Raw genomic sequence first — 19,485 nt, 5'->3', positions numbered from 1 at the left:
CACACCCGGTTCCGCCGAACAGGTGCTGTGCTTCGCCATCCTTGACCGGTTCGGCTATGGTCCGGCGCATGTCTGACAACCACGTGGACCCGAGTGGCAACACCGAGGCGTTCCGGGCGTTCACCCGGACCACCCCGGATCCCACCGAAGCGCCGTCCAGGGCGCCGCTCGTGATCGGCGGCGTCGTCGTCGCGGTGGTGCTGATCGCGCTGATCGCCTGGCTAGCTCTCTGATCCGATCGCCCGGCGCGCCTCGTCGGCGATCTCCAGTTCCTCCTCGGTCGGCACCACGCAGACCGTGATCGGGGAACCGTCCGGCGAGATGATCAGCTCGTTGCCGGCGTTGCGCTCCGGGTCGATCGCGATGCCCAGCGCTTCGAGGCCGGCGAGGGCGCCGATGCGTACGTTCGGCGAGTTCTCCCCGATCCCGGCGGTGAACGTGATCGCGTCCACCCGGCCGAGCACGGCCAGGTAGGCGCCGACGTACTCGCGTAGCCGCCGGTAATAGATGTCCAGGGTGAGCGCCGCCTCCGGATCCCCGGCGGCGCGGCGTTCCTGAACCGCCCGCATGTCGTTGTCGCCGGCCAGGCCGAGCAGACCGGACCGGCGGGTCAGCGCGTCCTCGATCTCGTCGAGCGACAGTCCCGCGACCCGGTGCAGGTGGAAGACCACGCTCGGGTCGACGTCACCCGATCGGGTGCCCATCACCAGGCCGGGAAGCGGCGACATGCCCATCGAGGTGGCCACGCTCTGGCCGCCCTGGACGGCGGTCGCGCTGGCGCCGTTGCCCAGGTGCAGGGTGATCACGTTGGTCTCGGCGACCGGTTTGCCGAGCAGACGGGCGGTCTCGCGAGACACGTACGCATGAGATGTCCCGTGGAACCCGTAGCGCCGCAGCCCCCACCGTTTCGCCAGGTCCCGCTCGATCGCCCAGAGCACCCCCTCCGGCGGGATGGTCGCGTGGAAAGCCGTGTCGAAGACGGCCACCTGCGGCACGTCCGGCAGCAGCTTGCGGGCGACTTTGATCCCGGTCAGCGCGGCCGGGTTGTGCAGCGGGGCGAGCGGAATCAGCTCCTCGATGGTGGCGACCACCTCGTCGTTGATCACGGTGGAGCTGGTGAACCGGTCCCCGCCGTGCACCACCCGGTGCCCGACCGCGGCCAGCCCGCTCAGATCGACCGTGTCCATCAGCCGCTGGAGCGCCTCGCCGTGGTCGGCCGCGTCGCCGCCGCCCTCGCCGATCCGCTGGATCAGGCCCTTGGCCAGCACCTCGGAGCCGTCGAAGAGCCGGTAGCGCAGCGACGACGAACCGCTGTTGAGGACGAGCACCCGAGTCATTTCGCTCCCGCCTGGATCGCCGTGATGGCGACGGTGTTGACGATGTCCTTGACCGTCGCGCCGCGGGACAGGTCGTTGACCGGCCGCCGCAGGCCCTGCATCACCGGGCCGACCGCCACCGCGTTCGCCGACCGCTGCACCGCCTTGTATGTGTTGTTGCCCGTGTTGAGATCGGGGAACACGAAGACGGTGGCTTTGCCCGCGACCGCGCTGCCGGGCAGTTTGGCGGCGGCGACGGCCGGGTCGATCGCCGCGTCGTACTGGATCGGGCCCTCGACCGGCAGGTCGGGCCGCCGCTCCCGGACCAGTGCGGTGGCCGCCGCGACCTTGTCCACGTCGGCGCCCGAGCCGGAGCTGCCCGTCGAGTACGACAGCATCGCCACCCGCGGCTCGATGCCGAACGCGGCGGCGGTCTCGGCTGAGGAGAGCGCGATGTCGGCCAGTTGGGCGGCGTCCGGATCCGGGTTGACCGCGCAGTCGCCGTAGACCAGCACCCGGTCGGCGAGCAGCATGAAGAACACGCTGGAGGCGACCGTCAGCCCCGGCACGGTCTTGATGATCTCGAAGGCCGGGCGGATGGTGGCCGCGGTGGTGTGGGTGGCGCCGGAGACCATGCCGTCGGCCAGACCGGAGGCGACCATCAGGGTGCCGAAGTAGTTCACGTCGCGGACCACGTCGTACGCCAAGTCCAGCGTCACGCCGCGGTGTTTGCGCAGCTCGGCGTAGCGGGCGGCGAAATCCTCCCGCCACTGGCTGGTGGCCGGGTCGACCAGCCGCGCCCCGCCGATCTCCACGCCGATCTCCCGGGCCCGCCGGTTGATCTCCTCGGGGTCGCCGAGCAGCGTCAGGTCGGCCACCCCGCGGCGCAGCAGCGTCTCGGTGGCCCGCAGGATCCGCTCCTCGGTGCCCTCCGGCAGGACCAGGTGACGGCGGTCGGCGCGGGCCTTCTCGATCAGATCGTTCTCGAACATCAGCGGGGTGACCCGGCTGGACCTCGCCACGTTCAGCAAACCGGTCAGCTCGGCGGTGTCCACACTCTCCTCGAAGACGCCGAGCGCCGCGTCGACCTTGCGCGGGGTGCTCAGCTGCGCCTCGATCCGGCCGGCCGCGGAGATGGTGTGGTAGCTGTCCGACTTGGCGATCAGGATGGCCAGGCCGGTGTTGAGGCGCTCGATGACGCGGACCGCCTGCTCGTCCGGCGGCTCGCCGAGAGTCAGCATCAGCCCGGCCAGGGTGACCGTGCCGGCGGCATGCGCGGCGCTCGCCGCGACGAGCAGGTCGGCCCGGTCGCCGGGGGTGATCAGCAGCGCGCCCTCGGTCAGGTGCTTCAGGACGGTGGGGACCTGGGCCGCGCCGACGACGTAGTCGAGCACGTCGCGGTCGAGGGCGCTCGACGTACCGGAGAAGACTGTGGCATCGAGCGCGCCGGCCACCTCGCCCACCGTGGGCGCGGCGATCACCGGCATCTCCGGCACGGCCCAGAAGGGCACCGGCAGTCCGTCCGGCGCGCCGCCCGAGGCGGCGGCCGGCACGCGGTTGGCGATCACTGCGACGACGGTTGCGCCGAGATCATCAAATGAGTGGTACGCACTACGCGCGACCGCCGTCAGCGACTCGGCACTGCGGCCCTCGCCACTGACCACCGGCACGACGACGGTGCCGAACTCGGTCGCCAGCCGCGCGTTGAAGGCCAGCTCACGGGGCAGCTCCTCGCGGCCCTCGGCGGGCTTGTCGACGAAGTCGCTGCCGATCACCACGACCGCGGAGCTCTGCCGCTCGACCGCGCGGTAGCGCTCGACGATCCGGCCGATCAGCTCCTCACGGCGGTCGTCGGCGATCAGGGCCGTCGCCTCGGCGATGGTGGCGCCGTAGGACTCCTCGTAGGCCGTCTCGCCGGGATAGCGCTCGCGCAACAGGGTCAGCAGGGGGTCCCGGCCGTTGCCGATGACCAGCGGGCGGAACACACCCACCTGCGCGACCTGCCGGGACAGCAACTCGACGATGCCGAGAGCCACGGTCCCCTTGCCGACACCCGGACCCAAACCCGCGACGTACACACTGCGTGCCACGACCTTCAACCTACCGGCCGGAACGGCGGCACGTCGGGCCGAAAGTCCCGTCTTGTGGATGACCACCGTCACGTGCACACTGGGCATGCGTCAAGGTGGCGTGCGCCTACCGGGGGAGGTTGTGTTGGGCTGGCAGATCGACGAGCGGATCAAGAAGCTGGAGGGCTGGACCATGCTGCAGGAAGGGCTCCAGGAAGCGATCAACACGCACCTGGAATCGGTGAACCAGCATTTCGAGAGTCACGCACGACGGCTGGACGTCATCGACGGCAGGTTCGAAGCGATCGATCGTAGGTTCGATGGGATCGATCGCCGACTGGACGCCATGGATGGCAGGTTCGACGCCATGGATGGCAGGCTCGACGCCATGGATGGCAGGTTCGACGCCATGGACGGCAGATTCGACGCCATGGAACGCTCCTTGGAGCGCAGGTTCGACGCCATGAATCAGAGCGTCGGGAAGTTGGGCGGCAAGTTGGATCTGTTGATCGAGCTGCTGCGACCGCGCGTCATCGACCGCGGCTGAGGACTACTCCTCGTCCTCGTCGTCGTCGCGGGCGAGCCACGTGGCGAGACGCTCGATCGGCGTCTCGAACTCGGGGTTGAGGTCGACGAAGGTGCGCAGCTGTTCGCCGAGCCACTCCAGGGTCACGGTCTCCGCGCCGCGCCGTTCGACCAGTTCCTCGATGCCACGATCGGTGAAGTACATGTCCGGATAGTAAGAGGGGGCGCTCCGCCGCAGCGGAGCGCCCCCTCCCGTCAGTCCGTCACGGACGCGGCAGCGAGGCCTCGATCAGCGCGGCCTGCTCGGCCTCGTGCATCTTGGCCGAGCCCACCGCCGGGGCCGCCGCGGCCGGGCGGGAGATCCGCCGCAGCCGGACGCCCTCGAGGTGCTCGAGCAGGTTGAGCGCCACGAACGACCAGGCGCCCTGGTTGGCCGGCTCCTCCTGGACCCAGGCGAAGTCCTCGGCGTTCGGGTACTGCGCCAGGATCGCCTTGAGCTCCTCGACGGGCAGCGGGTAGATCTGCTCCATCCGGATGATCGCGGTGTCGCTGTTCCCGCGGTCCGCCCGCGCCTGGAACAGGTCGTAGTAGACCTTGCCGGAGCAGAGCAGCACCCGCTTCACCGAGCCGGCGTCCAGCGGCTGGCCGTTGATCCCGGCGTCGCCGAGGACCGGCTGGAAGGTGCCCTCGGTGAAGTCGGTCACCGAGGAGACCGCCAGCTTGTGACGCAGCAGCGACTTCGGCGAGAAGACCACCAGCGGCTTGCGCTTGCTGCTCAGGGCCTGGCGGCGCAGCAGGTGGAAGTAGTTCGCCGGGGTGGTCGGGTTCGCCACGCGCATGTTGTCCTGCGCGCAGAGCTGCAGGAACCGCTCGGGACGGCCGGACGAGTGGTCCGGGCCCTGGCCCTCCATGCCGTGCGGGAGCAACAGCACCAGCGACGACTGCTGGCCCCACTTCACCTCGCCGGAGGAGAGGAACTCGTCGACGATCGACTGGGCGCCGTTGACGAAGTCACCGAACTGGGCCTCCCAGAGGACCAGCGCGTCCGGGTTCTCCACCGAGTAGCCGTACTCGAAGCCCATCGCCGCGTACTCGCTCAGCAGCGAGTCGTGCACGAAGAACCGGGCGTTTCCGGTGATCATCGAGCTCAGCGGCAGGAAGTCCTTGCCGGTCTTCGAGTCGACGATCGCGGCGTGCCGCGAGGTGAAGGTGCCCCGCCGGGAGTCCTGGCCGGCGAGCCGGACCGTGACGCCCTGGTTGAGCAGCGAGCCGAACGCGATCAGCTCGCCGAAGCCCCAGTCGATGCCGCCGTCGGTGGACATCTTGGCCCGCCGGTCGAGCAGCTGCTGGACCCGCTTGTGCGGGGTGAAGCCCTCGGGCAGCTCGACGTGCGCCTGCCCGACCGCCCGGACCACGCCGGCGTCGACCGCGGTCTCCGCCTCGGGCTCCGGCTCCTCGGCGATGATGTGCGGCCGCGGCGGGGTCTTGGCGGTGTCCCGGGTGGCCTTGAAGACGTCCTCGAGACGGCCCTGGTAGTCGCGCAGCTGCTCCTCGGCCTCCTGCACGGTGATGTCGCCGCGGCCGATCAGCTCCTCGGTGTAGAGCTTCCGCACGCTGCGCTTGGTGTCGATGATCTGGTACATCCGCGGGTTGGTCATCGACGGGTCGTCGCCCTCGTTGTGACCGCGGCGGCGGTAGCAGATCATGTCGATCACGACGTCCTTGTTGAACGCCTGCCGGTACTCGAACGCCAGCTTCGCGACCCGGACGACTGCCTCAGGGTCGTCGCCGTTCACGTGGAAGATCGGTGCCTGGATCATCCGGGCGACGTCCGTCGAGTACATCGAGGAGCGGCTGTACTCCGGCGCGGTGGTGAAGCCGACCTGGTTGTTCACGATCACGTGGACCGTGCCGCCGGTGCGGTAACCGCGCAGCTGGGAGAGGTTCAGCGTCTCGGCGACCACGCCCTGGCCGGCGAACGCAGCGTCGCCGTGCACCAGGACCGGCAGCACTGTGTAGCCGTGCAGGCCCAGGTCGAGGCGGTCCTGCTTGGCGCGGACGATGCCCTCCAGCACCGGGTCCACGGCCTCGAGGTGGGACGGGTTGGCCACCACGCTGACTGTGGTCGCGTGCTCGCCGTCCGGCGTCGTGTACTTGCCGGTCTGGCCGAGGTGGTACTTCACGTCACCCGAGCCGTGGGCGGACTTCGGGTCCATCCAGCCCTCGAACTCGTTGAAGATCTTCTCGTACGGCTTACCGACGATGTTGGTGAGCACGTTCAGCCGGCCGCGGTGGGCCATGCCGATCACCATCTCGTCGAGACCCGCCTCGGCGGACGACTGCAGCACCGCGTCGAGCAGCGGGATCAGCGACTCGCCGCCCTCCAGCGAGAACCGCTTCTGGCCGACGAACTTGGTCTGCAGGAAGGTCTCGAACGCCTCGGCCGCGTTCAGCCGGTGCAGGACGTGCTTCTGCTCCTCGGCGTCCGGCTTGGTGTACTTGACCTCGACTCGCTCCTGGACCCAGCGGCGCTCCTCCGGGTCCTGGATGTGCATGTACTCGATGCCGATCCGGCGGCAGTAGCTGTCCCGCAGCACGCCGAGCACGTCACGCAGCTTCATCTTCTGCTTGCCGGCGAAACCGCCGACCGGGAAGGCCCGGTCCAGGTCCCACAGGGTCAGGCCGTGCTGCAGCACGTCCAGGTCGGGGTGCTTGCGGATGGTGAACTCGAGCGGGTCGGTGTCGGCCATCAGGTGACCCCGGACCCGGTACGCGTGGATCAGCTCGACCACCCGGGCGGCCTTGTCGATCTGCCCCTCGGAGGTCCGCGCCACATCGCGCACCCAGCGCACCGGCTCGTACGGGATCCGCAGCGCCGTGAAGATCTCGTCGTAGAAACCGTGCCCGCCGAGCAGCAGCTCGTGCATCACCTTGAGGAACTCGCCGGACTGCGCGCCCTGGATGACCCGGTGGTCGTAGGTGCTGGTCAGCGTGGTGACCTTGCTGACGCCGTGCTCGGACAGGGTCTCGTCGCTCATCCCGGAGTACGGAGCCGGGTACTCCATCGCGCCGACGCCGATGATCGCGCTCTGCCCGTTCATCAGGCGGGGGATGGAGTGCACGGTGCCGATGCCGCCGGGGTTGGTCAGCGAGATCGTGGTGCCCGAGTAGTCGTCCATGGTCAGCTCGTTGCGGCGGGCGCGCCGGACCACGTCCTCGTACGCCTGCCAGAACTGCCGGAAGTCCATCGACTCGCAGTTCTTGATGGACGGCACGACCAGGGTGCGGGAGCCGTCCTTCTTCGCGAGGTCGATCGCGATGCCGAGGTTGATGTGCTCGGGCTGGACCAGCGCCGGCTTGCCGTCGATCTCGGCGAACGAGTTGTTCATCTCCGGGTGGGCGACGACCGCCCGGATCAGCGCCCAGCCGATCAGGTGGGTGAAGCTGACCTTGCCACCGCGGCCGCGCAGGAGATGGTTGTTGATGACGATGCGGTTGTCCACCATGAGCTTCGCCGGGACCGCGCGCACCGACGTGGCGGTGGGCACCTCGAGCGAGGTCTCCATGTTCTGGACGATCTTGGCAGCGACGCCGCGCAGCGTGGTGGTCTTCGCCCCGTTCACCGAGGGCTTGGCGGCGGGCTTCTCCGCGGCCGCGGGCTTCGCGGGGGCGGCCGGCGCCGGCTTGGCGGCGGGCGCGGCCGGGGTCACCGGTTTCGGCTTGGCGACCGTGGCCGCGGCCGGCGCGTCTGTCCCGGCTTTGGCGGCGGTCGCGGTCGCGTTGGCCGCCTTCGCCTCGTCCGGCGTCGCGATCGAACCCGTGGCCATCGCCGGCTTGTAGTCCGCGAAGAAGTCGTGCCACGCGGGGTCGACACTGGTCGGGTCGGACAGGTATCGCTGGTACATCTCATCGACGATCCACTCGTTGGGACCGAAGTCCGCGAGCGGATTGTCCTGCGAAGTCTGCTGCGTCGACACTGCCGCGTTCGCCTCTTTCACCGTGTTTGTCATCACGTGACTGCTCCGTCACGCGGGACGGGTAGGATTCGGTGTCCAGGCTACGCCGTGTACGAGCGCTGTCCGCTCGGACGTCCGCTCTGTGACCTACACGGCCCGCAAGCTTTGCTGACGCGCCCGGTTTGTCAGCCGATGTCGCGCCGACGGACGAGCAGCGTTCCGAGGCCTCCGCCGACCACGGCGTACGCGATCAGCACCGCCGCGCCGGTCCAGCGGCCGGGACCGCTCGGCAGGTCCTGCCCGGTGATCATCAGATCCGACGCGACGGTCGGCACCAGGAAGTCCAGCTTCTCGAGGCCGGGGAGGTAGTCGCTCAGCACGACGAAGAGCGCGGTGACCACGGCGGAGCCGAGCACGTAGAGCGTCGTGAGGATCAGCGTCGCACCGAGCTGGCTGCGGATCAGCACCCCGCATCCGACGCCGAGGATCGCCCAGAGCGCGAACGCGACGGCGTTGAGGCCGACCGCCTGCCAGACCTCGGCCGCGCCGAGCTGCCCGGGCAGGCCGAGATCCGACATCACGACCGGGGTGACGATCAGGTTCGCCACGGTGACCAGCGCCCAGACGCCCAGGCCGACGATGATCGCGGCGCCGAACTTGGCCAGGATCACGTGCTCCCGGCGGGGCGTGGTGAGGAACGTGGTGGTCGCGGTCAGATGGTGGAACTCGCTGGTCACCATGATCGCGCCGAGCAGCAGCACCACCAGGATCCCGAAGAACTGGCCGCTGGTGGTGAGGTTGACGGCCACACCCAGCGCGTTGTCCGGTGGCTGGCTGCTGGCGTCGGCCCAGTTGAAGAAGAGGGCCATGCACCACAGCGGCAGCAGCAGGAGGCCGAAGCCCCACCACAGCGAGGTGGTCCGGACCTTCAGCAGTTCGGCACGGACGAGGTTCATCGGATCGCCGCCTTCCCGGCCGTCAGGTCCAGGAACACCTGTTCCAGGTCCACCCGTTCACCGGTCAGCTCGTGCAGCTCCACCCCGGCCCGGAACGCCAGCTGCCCGACCTGGGCCGGTTCCGCGCCGATCACCAGCAGCGAACCGTCGGCCTCACCGTGCATCGACAACCCCGCCTCCTCGATCGCGGCGGCCAGCCGGTCCGGCTCCGGGGTACGCACCCGGACCTGCGCGGCCTCGCCGCCGCCCAGCACGTCGGCGACCGGGCCCTGCTGGACCAGCCGCCCCGCCGCCACGATCACCACGTCGTCGGCGAGGTGCTGCATCTCGGCCAGCAGGTGGCTGGAGACCATAATCGTCCGGCCCTCGGCGGCCAGGCCTTTGAGCAGGTCACGCATCCAGCGGATGCCCTCCGGGTCGAGCCCGTTGGCCGGCTCGTCCAGGATCAGCACGCCGGGGTCGCCGAGCATCGCGGTGGCGATGCCCAACCGCTGCCGCATGCCCAGCGAGTAGCCCTTGAACTTGCGGTGCGCGGCCGGCTGGAGCCCGACCAGGTCGAGCACCTCGTCGGCCCGGCCCGCCGGCAACCCGGCGGCCTGGCAGACCACCCGCAGATGGTCGCGCCCGGTCCGGCCGCGGTGCGCGGCGGACGCCTCCAGCACCGCGCCGACGTGCCGGATCGGGTCGGTCAGGTCGGCGTAAGAGCGGCCGTCGATGGTGGCCTCACCGGCGGTCGGGGTGACCAGGCCGAGCAGCATCCGCAGCGTGGTGGTCTTGCCGGCGCCGTTCGGCCCGAGGAAACCGGTCACCCGGCCGGGCCGCACCTCGAACGACAGGTCGTCGACGGCACGCAGCTTGCGGTACTGCTTGGTGAGGTGCTCGACCGCGATCATGGCGGCAACTTACTTGATCACCGCAATCCATGTGGCCCGTGCGGACGCGAGGCGCTGTCCGCCGGGCCCGTAGACGGTGGAGTCGACGGTCGCCTTACGCCCGGCGATCTCGGACGCGGCGCCGACCACCACGCACTCCGCGCCGGGTGCCGGCAGGGCGTCGACCCGCGCCGCGATCCGGCCCAGCACGTACGCCTGACCCCGGGCGATCGCCGCCCACCCGCCCGGGCAGTCCAGCGCGGCCCACAGGGTGGGCACCGACACGTCGTCCGGAACGGTCCACGGCGCCGCGGTACGCCCGTCCGGCAGGACGCCCGGGAAGATCTCCAGACCGTCCTTGCCCGGCCGTCCCGGGCCGCAGACGAAGCAGGTCGGGAAGGGATGGGTGACGAAGCCGGGATAGCCGCGCGAGGCCTCGACGGCCGTGGCGAGCGGGACCGGCGGGACGTCGTCCCCCACCCCGGCCACCTCGAGCACCTCGGCGACCAGCGTGTCGCCAGCGAGGACCGTGTCGTCACGCAGCTCCAGCGTGGTCTCCAGGGGCGGCGGCACGCGCAAGGTGACCTGGAACGGCGGGCCACCGGTGCGGGCGCCGGCGGCGACCGCGAAGACGCCTGAGCACCAGCCGCCGTTGCCGGTGCCGGGAGGGCCGTTGAAGCGAGCCGGAATCAGCATCCACCGACCTTCGCACACGTCGTTCATCCAGCGGTCACACATCACTACCTGACCCGACACTCCATCGGCAGACGTCGCCCTTACACAGTTCTCATGGCAGTTCTGATGACCGCCGCCGCACCCACCGGGACCAGCGGCTACACCCTCCTCCTCGCGGACGACGCGAGCCTCGTCGAGGCCGCGCAGCGTCTGCGCCACGACGTCTTCGCCGGCGAACTCGGAGCGAACCTCCCGGGCGCGGCCGCCGGGCTCGATGCCGACGGCTTCGACGCCTACTGCGACCACCTGATCGTCCGGGACGACGCCACCGGAGCCGTCGTCGGCACCTACCGGATGCTGTCCCCACGGGCCGCCGAGCTGGCCGGCCGCCGGTACGCCGACACCGAGTTCGACCTGAGCGCGCTGCGGCCGCTGCGCGACCACCTGGTCGAGATCGGCCGCTCCTGCGTGCACCCGGACCACCGCTCCGGCGCCGTGGTCAACCTGATGTGGGCCGGCATCGCGCGGTACCTGCACCTCAACAACCTGCGCTGGCTGGGCGGCTGCGCCTCGGTGCCGCTCGCCGACGGCGGCCACGTCGCCGCCGGGGTGCGCGCCCGGCTCAACGCCAAGCACCTCTCACCGCCGGCCCTGCGGGTCCGCCCGCGCCGCCCCTGGGTGCCCGGGGAGGACCTGGTCGCCGACCCCAAGGTGGCGGTGCCCCCGCTGCTCCGCGGCTATCTGCGGCTGGGCAGCTGGGTCTGTGGCGAACCGGCGTACGACCCGGACTTCGACTGCGCCGACTTCTACGTGCTGTTCTCCATGGACCGGCTGGACCCCCGCTATCGCCGGCACTTCCTGGGCGCGACGCGATGATCTGGCATCCCAGCTCGCAGTGCGGGGACCGGTGCCGGGACGGCGGGCGTCCCGCCGCGAGCCCGGTCTCCGCTGTGGTCCGGGTGGCGGCGCTGCTCGGCGTACTCCTCGGGGGTCTTCTGCCGGCGTCTCTGCTGGGTGGCGCCGCGTTCGGCCGCCTGTCGCGCGCCATGCTCGCGGCTCTCGGTGTCCGGATGGTGTGGCGCGGCCCGGTGCCGCGGCCCGGCAGCCTGCTGGTCGCCAACCACGTCTCCTGGCTGGACATCGTGGCGCTCACGGCGGTGCGGCCGGTGCGCCTGGTGGCCAAGCACGACGTGCGGGCCTGGCCGGGGATCGGCGCCACCGCCGGGCGGGCCGGCGCGATCTTCATCGATCGCTCCCGGCCCCGGGCGCTGCCGCAGACGGTGGGCGAGGTGGCCGGGGCGTTGCGAGCCGGGCGGTCGGTTGCGGTCTTTCCGGAGGGTACGACGTTCTGCGGCGCCGAACACGGCCGGTTTCGTCCCGCTCTCTTCCAGGCCGCGATCGATGCCGGCGCGCCGGTCGTCCCGATCTCGATCACCTATGACTCGACCGAGGCGGCGTTCGTCGGCGGAGACACCCTCTGGAGTTCGGTGGTGCGGGTGGCCCGTGTCCGCCGGCTGACCGTCACGCTGGTGGCCGCGCCGGCGCTGCGCCCGGAAGCCGGCGCCGACCGCCGCGTGCTGGCCCGGGCCGCGCAGGCCAGCCTCGGCGGGTCCGGATATCGCCTGGCCGCGTGACCCACCCGCCACCCGAAAGCGGCATGAAAGCTCTCGCTCACAGATAATTTTCAGGAAGTGTGCAGCCCCGGCGCAGCGGCCGGGGACACAATGACCGCATGGCGACCCAGACCCAGCCCAAGCAGAGCGAGGCGAAACTGCTCGTCGTCGAGGACGACGCCAACATCCTCGAGTTGCTCTCCGCCAGCCTGCGCTTCGCCGGGTTCGACGTCACCACCGCCACCAGCGGCAGCGCCGCCGTCAGCGCCGCGCGCAGCTCCTCGCCCGACCTCGTCGTGCTCGACGTGATGCTGCCCGACCTCGACGGCTTCGAGGTGATCCGCCTGATGCGCGAGGGTGGGCAGCGGACCCCGGTGGTGTTCCTGACCGCCCGGGACGGCACGGACGACAAGATCCGTGGCCTCACCCTCGGCGGCGACGACTACGTGACCAAGCCCTTCAGCCTGGAGGAGCTGACCGCCCGGATCCGGGCGGTGCTGCGCCGCACCACGGCCGGCGACGAGCAGCCCTCCCGGCTGGTCTTCGCCGACCTGGAGCTCGACGAGGAGACCCACGAGGTTTACCGGGCGGGCAGCCGGGTGCAGCTCTCGCCGACCGAGTTCAAGCTGCTGCGCTACCTGATGCTCAACGCCAACCGGGTGCTCTCCAAGGCGCAGATCCTCGACCACGTCTGGAAGTACGACTTCCGTGGCGACGACAACATCGTCGAGTCGTACATCTCGTATCTGCGCCGGAAGGTGGACAACGTGCAGCCGCGCCTCATCCACACCCTGCGCGGAGTGGGTTACGTGCTGCGCAAGCCAGCGGTGTAGGCGGCGGTGAGCCTCGCCGAGCGGGTCCGGGAGTCGATGCCCCGCCAAACCAGCCTGCGCAAGATCTCGCTGCGGACCAAGCTGGTCGCGGCGGTCTTGACGCTGGTGTTCGCTGCGCTCGCCATGATCAGCGCAACCAGCACGTACGCGTTGAACCGCTTCATGCTGGACCGGATGGACGCGCAGCTGAAGTCGTTCGGTACTCAGACGGTCAACGCGTTCAATGAGGGCCCGGGCGGCCGGATCTTCCTTCCGCCCGACTACTACGTGGCCCGCACCTCGGTCAGTGGTATCGGCATCCCCAAATATGACGACACCCAGTTGACGCCGGAGGATCTTCCGCCGCTCTTCACCGGTGCGGAGGAGATCAACGAGCACCTCGGCGAGCCGTACACGGTCCGTTCTCAGAACGGCGAATACGTGTGGCGGATGGTGGTGGCCCGGCTCAACAACGGTGAAGTTCTGCACATCGCCCAGATGATGATCGGGGTGGACGCGGTCATCGCCCGGCTGATCTGGGTCGATTTTCTGGTCGGCGTGGGTGTGCTGATCGCGCTCGCCACGGTCGGCGCCGCGATGGTCCGGCAGAGCCTGATCCCGCTCGTGCAGATCGAGCGGACCGCCGCCCGGATCGCGGCCGGCGACCTGAGTCAGCGGGTGCCCGACCCCGAGGTGGACGGCGCCGAACCGACCACCGAGCTGGGCCGGCTCTCGGTAGCGCTGAACGCGATGCTCACCCAGATCGAGTCCGCCTTCATCGCCCGGGCACAGTCCGAGCAGGCGGCCCGCGCGGCCGAGCACAGCGCCCGGCAGGCGGCCGAGGCCGCCCAGCGGTCCGAGTCGCGGGCGCTGCAGTCCGAGGAGAAGATGCGGCAGTTCGTGGCGGACGCTTCGCACGAGTTGCGTACGCCGTTGACCACCATCCGTGGGTTCGCCGAGCTCTACCGCCAGGGCGCGGTGTCCGACCCGGAGGCGGTGGCCCGGCTGGTGCGCCGGATCGAGGACGAGGCCGCCCGGATGGGCCTGCTCGTCGAGGACCTGCTGCTCCTCGCCCGGCTGGACCGGGAACGCCCGCTCACCCTGGCCCCGGTCGAGCTGCCGGTGCTGGCGCTGGACGCGGTGCAGGCCGCGCAGGCCACCGCGCCGGACCGGGAGATCAACCTGGAGATCCGGGACGAGCCGGAGCGGCTGGTGGCGTACGGGGACGACGCCCGGTTGCGCCAGGTGATCGGCAACCTGATGACCAACGCCGTGGTGCACACCCCGCCGGGCGCCGCGGTGACGCTGCGACTGCACGCCGGCGCCGGGGACACCGCGGTGATCGAGGTGTCCGACACCGGTCCGGGGCTGAGCCCGGAGCAGCGGGAGCGGGTGTTCGAGCGCTTCTATCGTGCGGACGGGGCCCGGACCCGCAAGACTGACCGGGAGGCGACGGGCACCGGTTTGGGGCTGGCGATCGTCGCGGCCATCGTGGCGGCACACCAGGGAACCGTCGAGGTAGTTTCCGAACCGGACCAGGGCGCAACGTTCCGAGTCTCTTTGCCGACCATAAATGCGGATAAAGGGTTCACAGAAAACGTCCAGGACTAACACAGTTCGGTACGAGTACGACGGGGCAGAGTTACCTACATGAACGAGAACGAGACCAACCCGCGGCCCGCGGACGCCGCCGCTGACAACACCAGCGCGGAGCGGGTGGAGTCTGAGCAGCCGACCGCTGTGCAGCCGTCGGTTGCCCCGCAGTCAGCCGCTCCCCAGTCCGCGGCACCGCACTCCCCGGGCGCCGCCCCCTCGGCCGCCTACGCCCCCGGCGTCGCGCAGCCCCCGGCGCCGCAATCGTCGGCGCCGCCGGCACCGCAGCCGCCGTCATTCCAGCCGCCCGCGCCTCAGCCGCCGCACGGCCAGGTCCCGCAGCCGCCGCAGAGCCCGTGGGCCCAGTCGCCCTGGCAGCAGCCGACCTCGGCGCAGCCGGCCGGCCCGGACTACCCGACCACCGCGGTGCCGTACGGCCACCCGCACCAGGGCTACCAGCCGCCGGCCGGGTACGGGCAGACCGGTTACCAGGACTACGGGCACCAGTCCGCGTACGCCGCCTGGCAGGCCAACCAGGCGCAGCCCGGCACCGAAGGCGCCGCCTGGGCCCAGCCGGTCGCCACCGAGCAGCGCACCCCGGGCCGCGGCCGCAAGATCTTCGTGGCCGGAGCGGCCGCCGTGCTGATCGCGCTCAGCGCGGGCGGGGTCGGCGCCGCCACCGCACTGGCCCTGGACAACGACAACGGCACGGCAGCCGTGCAGACCGGCAACTCCTCGGTCACCCGGGTGGTGGACCGGTCGTCGCTGGCCCAGATCGCCGCCGCCGTGCAGGACAGCGTCGTCTCGATCACCACCGGGACGGGCGAGGGCTCCGGTGTGGTGCTCAGCGCCGACGGTTACATCGTGACCAACAACCACGTGGTCGCGAACGCGCAGGGCGAGTCGGTGAACATCATCTTCGCCGACGGGACGAAGGCCACGGCCAGCGTCGTCGGCACCGACCCGCGTACCGATCTGGCCGTGGTCAAGGCCACCGGGGTGAGCGATCTGAAGGCCGCCAAGTTCGGCGACAGCTCGCAGATCCAGGTCGGCGACACCGTCCTGGCGCTGGGCAGCCCGCTCGGCCTGGAGGGGTCGGTCACCGCCGGCATCATCAGCGCCAAGGACCGGACCATCCAGTCCAGCGGCGAGGAGGACCAGCAGCAGAATCCGTTCGGCGGCCAGCAACAGCAGCAGTCGAGCACCACGATGACCGGCCTGCTGCAGACCGACGCCCCGATCAACCCGGGCAACTCGGGTGGCGCGCTGGTCAACACCAACGGCGAGGTCGTCGGCATCAACTCGGCGATCGCCACGTCCGGCTCGAGCTCCGGCAACATCGGCCTCGGCTTCGCGATCCCCAGCAACAAGGCCCGGCAGGTCGCCGACGCCCTGATGCAGGGCAAGAAGGTGAGCCACCCGGCGCTCGGCGTCAGCGTCACCGACGCGGAGAACGGCGGCGCGCTGATCAGCAGCATCACCGGGGACAGCGCGGCGGCGAAGGCCAAGCTGCAGCAGGGTGACGTGGTCACCTCGGTCGACGGCAAGGCGATCGAGGACTCCGACGATCTGGTGGCGGCGGTCCAGGCCGGCACGGTCGGGCAGAAGATGACCCTCAAGTTCACCCGCAACGGTGACGAGCAGACCGTCACGGTCACGCTCCAAGAGGCGCAGTAACGCTTATACGGCGGGTGACGCGACCGGGGGTGGCGCGTCACCCGCCGTATTCCTATCTATGCCGTAATTCGCGACCTTCGAGACCAACAGGGCGCATTTGCCGCACGGGACTCGCGTTTGACCAGGCGACCGCCTAATCTCCATTCGCCACAGGCGTTGGCCGTCGCCGCCCGCCGCAGTGGAGATATTCGCTTCGGCGGAGTGAGAGGCCCTGCGAGTTGACGTACGTCGAGACCCGGACCAGCGTTTGGGAAGCCCTGGCCGGCCGTGCCCCGGGGGTGCCGTCCGGACCCGCCGACGCCGGTCTTTGGCACACCGTGGCCGAGCGGCTCAACCCTTCCAGCGCCCGTCCCGTGCTGCGCCCCGGCATCGAGGTCCGGCACCGGACCGCGGTTCGCGGCGGCCGGTACGTGATGCTCCGTTCGCCGGACGAAGGCGGCCGTAGCTCGTACCTCCGGCTGACGCCGGAGGAGTATCAGCTGGCGCTGATGATGGACGGCATCAGTACGGTGGCCCGGCTGGTCGCCGAGTTCGCCCGGATCGCCGGCCGGCTCGCCCCGGACCAGGTCCGCCGGGTGGTCGCCGACCTGGCCGCCAACCGGATGCTGGAAGAGCTCCCGACGGACGCTTTCCGGCCGCTGCGGGAGATGGTCCGCGAGCCGCTGCCGAAGCGGGTCGGCAACTCGCTGCTCGCCGCGGTCCGCGGCCGGCAGGTCGTCTCCTTCGAGGCCGACGGCCTGCTCACCAGCCTCTACCGGTCGGCCGGCCGGTTCCTGTTCACCCGCGCCGCGGTCGGGGCCGGCGGGCTGCTGGCGCTCGCCGGCGTGTTCCTGTTCGCGGCCACCTGGCAGCGGGGGAGCCGTTCACTCTTTCTGGTGGGTGACTCGTACCTACTGGGTGCGATCGCACTCCTGTTGCTCAACGTGCTGGTGCTCGCCGCCCACGAGCTGGGTCACGCGCTCGCCGCGAAACGGGTCGGGCGTGAGGTCCCGGTCGCCGGGCTGCTGCTCTACTTCGGCATCCCCTCGGTCTTCATCGACACCAGCGACGTCTGGATGGCGGGCCGCCGCGCCCGGATCGCGGTCACCGCGTCCGGTCCGGCCACCGCGCTCGGTCTGGCCGGTCTGGTCCAGGTGATCGGGCTGGCCGTCCCGGCCACCGGCGGGATCGCCTTCAAGCTGGCGTTCCTCTTCTACCTGCACGTGTTCTTCAACCTCAGCCCGCTGCTGCCGCTGGACGGGCAGTACCTGCTGATGGACTGGCTGGAGATCCCGGACCTGCGGGCCCGCGGGCTGTCCTGGGTGTCCGGCCGACTGCGCCGTCGCGGTCCCCGCTGGTCCAACCTGGACCGCGAGGGTCGCCTGGTCGCCCTGTACGGGCTGCTCGCGGTGCTCTGGTCGGTCGCGGCCCTGGGCCTGGGCTACCGGCTCTGGAAAGACCGGGTGCAGGGACTGGCGGTCGGCCTCTGGTATTCCGGCTTCTTCGGCAAGCTGCTGCTCCTCGTGATGCTCCTGGGCATCGTCGCGCCACCGTTCTACTTCCTGCTGGGCCGCCTCGGCACCGCCTGGAGCCGGTGGCGGCAGCGGGCCGCCGAGCACGACCGCGAGTCCGACCTGCCCCGCCGGGTCGCCGCGCTGCACGCCTCGGAGCTGGGCGGCCTGGCCGAGCCGGCGCTGCAGTCGCTGGCCGCGCGGGCCCGCTGGATGCACCCGCCGACCGGTCGCCATCTGGTGCTCGCCGGCGAACACCAGCCCGCCGTCTACGTCGTGGTCGAGGGCGCCATGCACGGCCGCCGTCCCGGCGACCCGGGCGGCACCATCCGGCACCACGTCGGCCCGGGCGGCGTGGTCGGCCTCGCCAACGCGCTCACCGGGCGCAGCGCCCAGCTCGACTGGCACGCCGCGGGCGCCACGCTGCTCGCCCTGCCGGCGTCCACGGTGGCCACTGTGGTCGGCCCGATGCCCGGGCCGCCGCCGCAGGAACGCGCGGAGGCCGAGGCACTCTTCGCCGACACCCCGGCGCTCGCCGGTCTCGAGGAGGACCAGCGCCTGGCGCTCATCGCCGGAGCGCACGCGGTCGACCTGGACCCCGGCGCGCCGGTGGTTCTGCACGGCCCGACCCATGCGGTCGTCGTCGAGTCCGGGGTCATCGCGATGCCGGACGGCGTCGAGCTGCGCCGGGGCACCCTGGTCGGCCCGGTCGGTGACGGCAGTCCCGGCATGGTGGCGCAGGCGCGTACCCCGGTCCGGCTCTGGATCATTCCGGACGCCGCCGATCTGCCGCCGCTGGTCGGCGGGTTCGGCGCGGGCGCGCAGATGCCGGCGATCCGGCCCAGCGCGCCGGTCGCGGTCCGCCCGGGCGCCGCACACCCGCCGCTGGCGGTGCCGCCCGGTCCGCCGGACGGCACCGAGGAGTACGGCGTGGACAGTCATTTCGAGCGCCGGATGTGGGCCTTCGTGAGCCTGCTCCTGGTGTTCGCCCTGATCAGCGTCGGGCTCAACATCAGCCGCGGTCCGGCCTGGGCCGAGATGCCCGGCGAGCGCGTGCTGCTCGCCGTGGACCGCGGGCAGGCCAGCGCGCTCGCGGACCGGGAGTCGGAGAGCCTGCAGGAGGGTGACGAGCGTTACCTGAGCGCCGGCGCGCGGATCGACGTGCCCACCTCGTCGCGGGCCCTGCTGACCTTCCCCGGTGGGGCGACCGTGGTGCTCTGCCCCGGTTCCCGCGCCGAGGTGAACGAGGTGGCGGTGGACACCGGACGGCACCAGGTGCCGGCCGGCCGGCTGACCCTGACCAGTGGGCGCCTGCTGGCGGACACGAACAGCTCGAGTGGGGCGTACGAAGCGTTGCACCTGACCGTGCGGCGGCCCCAGGGTGACGTCACCAGCACCGGCCAGGCCTGGTACGCGGTCGACACGGCGGCGGTCGCTGTCGCCAAGGGCCGGGTCGCTGTCGGGGGCGGCGGCACCTCGTCCAGCAGCCCCGAGCTGAACTGCGGTGACGGCATCGCCGTCACGCCGCCGTCGGCCGGCCCGAGTTCGGAGCCGTCCGAGGCGCCGGCCCCGGTGGACGCCCCCACGTCACCCGTCGCGCCGTCGACCACGCCGACCACCGTTCCGGGTACGACTCCGCCGGTGGCGCCCAACCCGGGTAACAACAACGACGACGTGCAGCCCACGACGACGAGGACGACGAACCCGGTCCCGACCCGGACCACCACCGCCCGGCCGCCCGCTAACCCGACGATCACGGTGCCGACGGCTCCCCGGCCGACCCGTACGACGACCCGGCCGACCACGAACCCGACGACCACCACCCCGGACGAGCCGGACCCCGACCCGACGACCAAGGAACCCACCGAGGAACCGACGGAGACCTCCAGCCCGGCCGGTGAGCCGTCGCCATCGTCTGACTGACCGCGGCC

At 71.1% G+C, this 19,485-nt stretch carries 15 protein-coding genes; 8 read left to right on the top strand and 7 right to left on the bottom strand.

From position 1 onward, the window contains the following. Nucleotides 1-68 precede the first annotated feature (68 nt). On the top strand, nucleotides 69-233 hold the full coding sequence (locus OHA21_RS34130) for a hypothetical protein (RefSeq protein WP_328462038.1): 165 nt from the start codon (nucleotides 69-71) through the stop codon (nucleotides 231-233). On the opposite strand, the gene OHA21_RS34125 is transcribed toward OHA21_RS34130, so the two are convergent. Next, complete coding sequence (locus OHA21_RS34125) at nucleotides 222-1,337, bottom strand: acetate/propionate family kinase (RefSeq protein WP_328462036.1); 1,116 nt, start codon at nucleotides 1,335-1,337, stop codon at nucleotides 222-224. The two genes, OHA21_RS34130 and OHA21_RS34125, sit on opposite strands and share 12 nt — an antisense overlap. Next, nucleotides 1,334-3,415, bottom strand: a complete 2,082-nt coding sequence (pta, locus tag OHA21_RS34120; RefSeq protein ID WP_328478709.1) for a phosphate acetyltransferase — start codon at nucleotides 3,413-3,415, stop codon at nucleotides 1,334-1,336. Before pta ends, OHA21_RS34125 begins: the two co-directional genes overlap by 4 nt. A 49-nt stretch (nucleotides 3,416-3,464) precedes the next feature. Between pta and OHA21_RS34115 the strand changes: the two genes are divergently transcribed. Next, nucleotides 3,465-3,932 carry a hypothetical protein gene (locus tag OHA21_RS34115; RefSeq protein ID WP_328462034.1) on the top strand — a complete coding sequence of 156 codons (468 nt, stop codon included), beginning with the start codon at nucleotides 3,465-3,467 and terminating at the stop codon, nucleotides 3,930-3,932. Between the two features lie 3 nt (nucleotides 3,933-3,935). Here OHA21_RS34115 and OHA21_RS34110 read toward each other — a convergent pair whose 3' ends face one another. The 5 genes from OHA21_RS34110 to OHA21_RS34090 form a co-directional block, all read right to left on the bottom strand. Next, a complete protein-coding gene (locus OHA21_RS34110; protein WP_328462032.1) occupies nucleotides 3,936-4,115 on the bottom strand; it encodes a DUF6104 family protein in 180 nt (59 codons plus the stop codon). Nucleotides 4,116-4,173: 58 nt separating this feature from the next. Then, nucleotides 4,174-7,887, bottom strand: a complete 3,714-nt coding sequence (locus tag OHA21_RS34105) for a multifunctional oxoglutarate decarboxylase/oxoglutarate dehydrogenase thiamine pyrophosphate-binding subunit/dihydrolipoyllysine-residue succinyltransferase subunit (protein WP_328478708.1) — start codon at nucleotides 7,885-7,887, stop codon at nucleotides 4,174-4,176. Nucleotides 7,888-8,051: 164 nt separating this feature from the next. Beyond that, nucleotides 8,052-8,822, bottom strand: a complete 771-nt coding sequence (locus tag OHA21_RS34100; protein WP_328462030.1) for an ABC transporter permease — start codon at nucleotides 8,820-8,822, stop codon at nucleotides 8,052-8,054. Beyond that, nucleotides 8,819-9,715, bottom strand: a complete 897-nt coding sequence (locus OHA21_RS34095) for an ABC transporter ATP-binding protein (RefSeq protein ID WP_328462028.1) — start codon at nucleotides 9,713-9,715, stop codon at nucleotides 8,819-8,821. Before OHA21_RS34095 ends, OHA21_RS34100 begins: the two co-directional genes overlap by 4 nt. 9 nt (nucleotides 9,716-9,724) lie before the next feature. After that, nucleotides 9,725-10,390 (bottom strand): hypothetical protein, encoded by a 666-nt coding sequence (locus OHA21_RS34090; RefSeq protein WP_328462026.1) that lies wholly within the window; start codon nucleotides 10,388-10,390, stop codon nucleotides 9,725-9,727. A gap of 93 nt (nucleotides 10,391-10,483) precedes the next feature. Here OHA21_RS34090 and OHA21_RS34085 point away from each other — a divergent pair, with 93 nt between their 5' ends. The 6 genes from OHA21_RS34085 to OHA21_RS34060 all read left to right on the top strand — a co-directional run bounded on the left by OHA21_RS34085 (nucleotide 10,484) and on the right by OHA21_RS34060 (nucleotide 19,477). Then, nucleotides 10,484-11,245 carry a GNAT family N-acetyltransferase gene (locus OHA21_RS34085; protein WP_328462023.1) on the top strand — a complete coding sequence of 254 codons (762 nt, stop codon included), beginning with the start codon at nucleotides 10,484-10,486 and terminating at the stop codon, nucleotides 11,243-11,245. Further along, the gene (locus tag OHA21_RS34080) at nucleotides 11,242-12,003 is read left to right on the top strand and encodes a lysophospholipid acyltransferase family protein (RefSeq protein ID WP_328462021.1); all 762 of its coding nucleotides are present in this window, start codon (nucleotides 11,242-11,244) and stop codon (nucleotides 12,001-12,003) included. Before OHA21_RS34085 ends, OHA21_RS34080 begins: the two co-directional genes overlap by 4 nt. A 98-nt stretch (nucleotides 12,004-12,101) precedes the next feature. Continuing rightward, nucleotides 12,102-12,815: a response regulator transcription factor gene (locus OHA21_RS34075; protein WP_328462019.1), complete on the top strand. Its 714-nt coding sequence runs from the start codon at nucleotides 12,102-12,104 to the stop codon at nucleotides 12,813-12,815. 36 nt (nucleotides 12,816-12,851) lie between these two features. Beyond that, nucleotides 12,852-14,405 (top strand): PAS domain-containing sensor histidine kinase, encoded by a 1,554-nt coding sequence (locus tag OHA21_RS34070; RefSeq protein ID WP_328478706.1) that lies wholly within the window; start codon nucleotides 12,852-12,854, stop codon nucleotides 14,403-14,405. 39 nt (nucleotides 14,406-14,444) lie between these two features. Then, the gene (locus OHA21_RS34065; RefSeq protein ID WP_328462017.1) at nucleotides 14,445-16,064 is read left to right on the top strand and encodes a trypsin-like peptidase domain-containing protein; all 1,620 of its coding nucleotides are present in this window, start codon (nucleotides 14,445-14,447) and stop codon (nucleotides 16,062-16,064) included. A gap of 218 nt (nucleotides 16,065-16,282) precedes the next feature. Continuing rightward, complete coding sequence (locus OHA21_RS34060) at nucleotides 16,283-19,477, top strand: cyclic nucleotide-binding protein (protein ID WP_328462015.1); 3,195 nt, start codon at nucleotides 16,283-16,285, stop codon at nucleotides 19,475-19,477. Nucleotides 19,478-19,485: the final 8 nt, after the last annotated feature.

The organism is Actinoplanes sp. NBC_00393, assembly GCF_036053395.1.
Taxonomy (GTDB): domain Bacteria; phylum Actinomycetota; class Actinomycetes; order Mycobacteriales; family Micromonosporaceae; genus Actinoplanes.
This window is presented reverse-complemented; position numbering and strand designations above follow the sequence as displayed.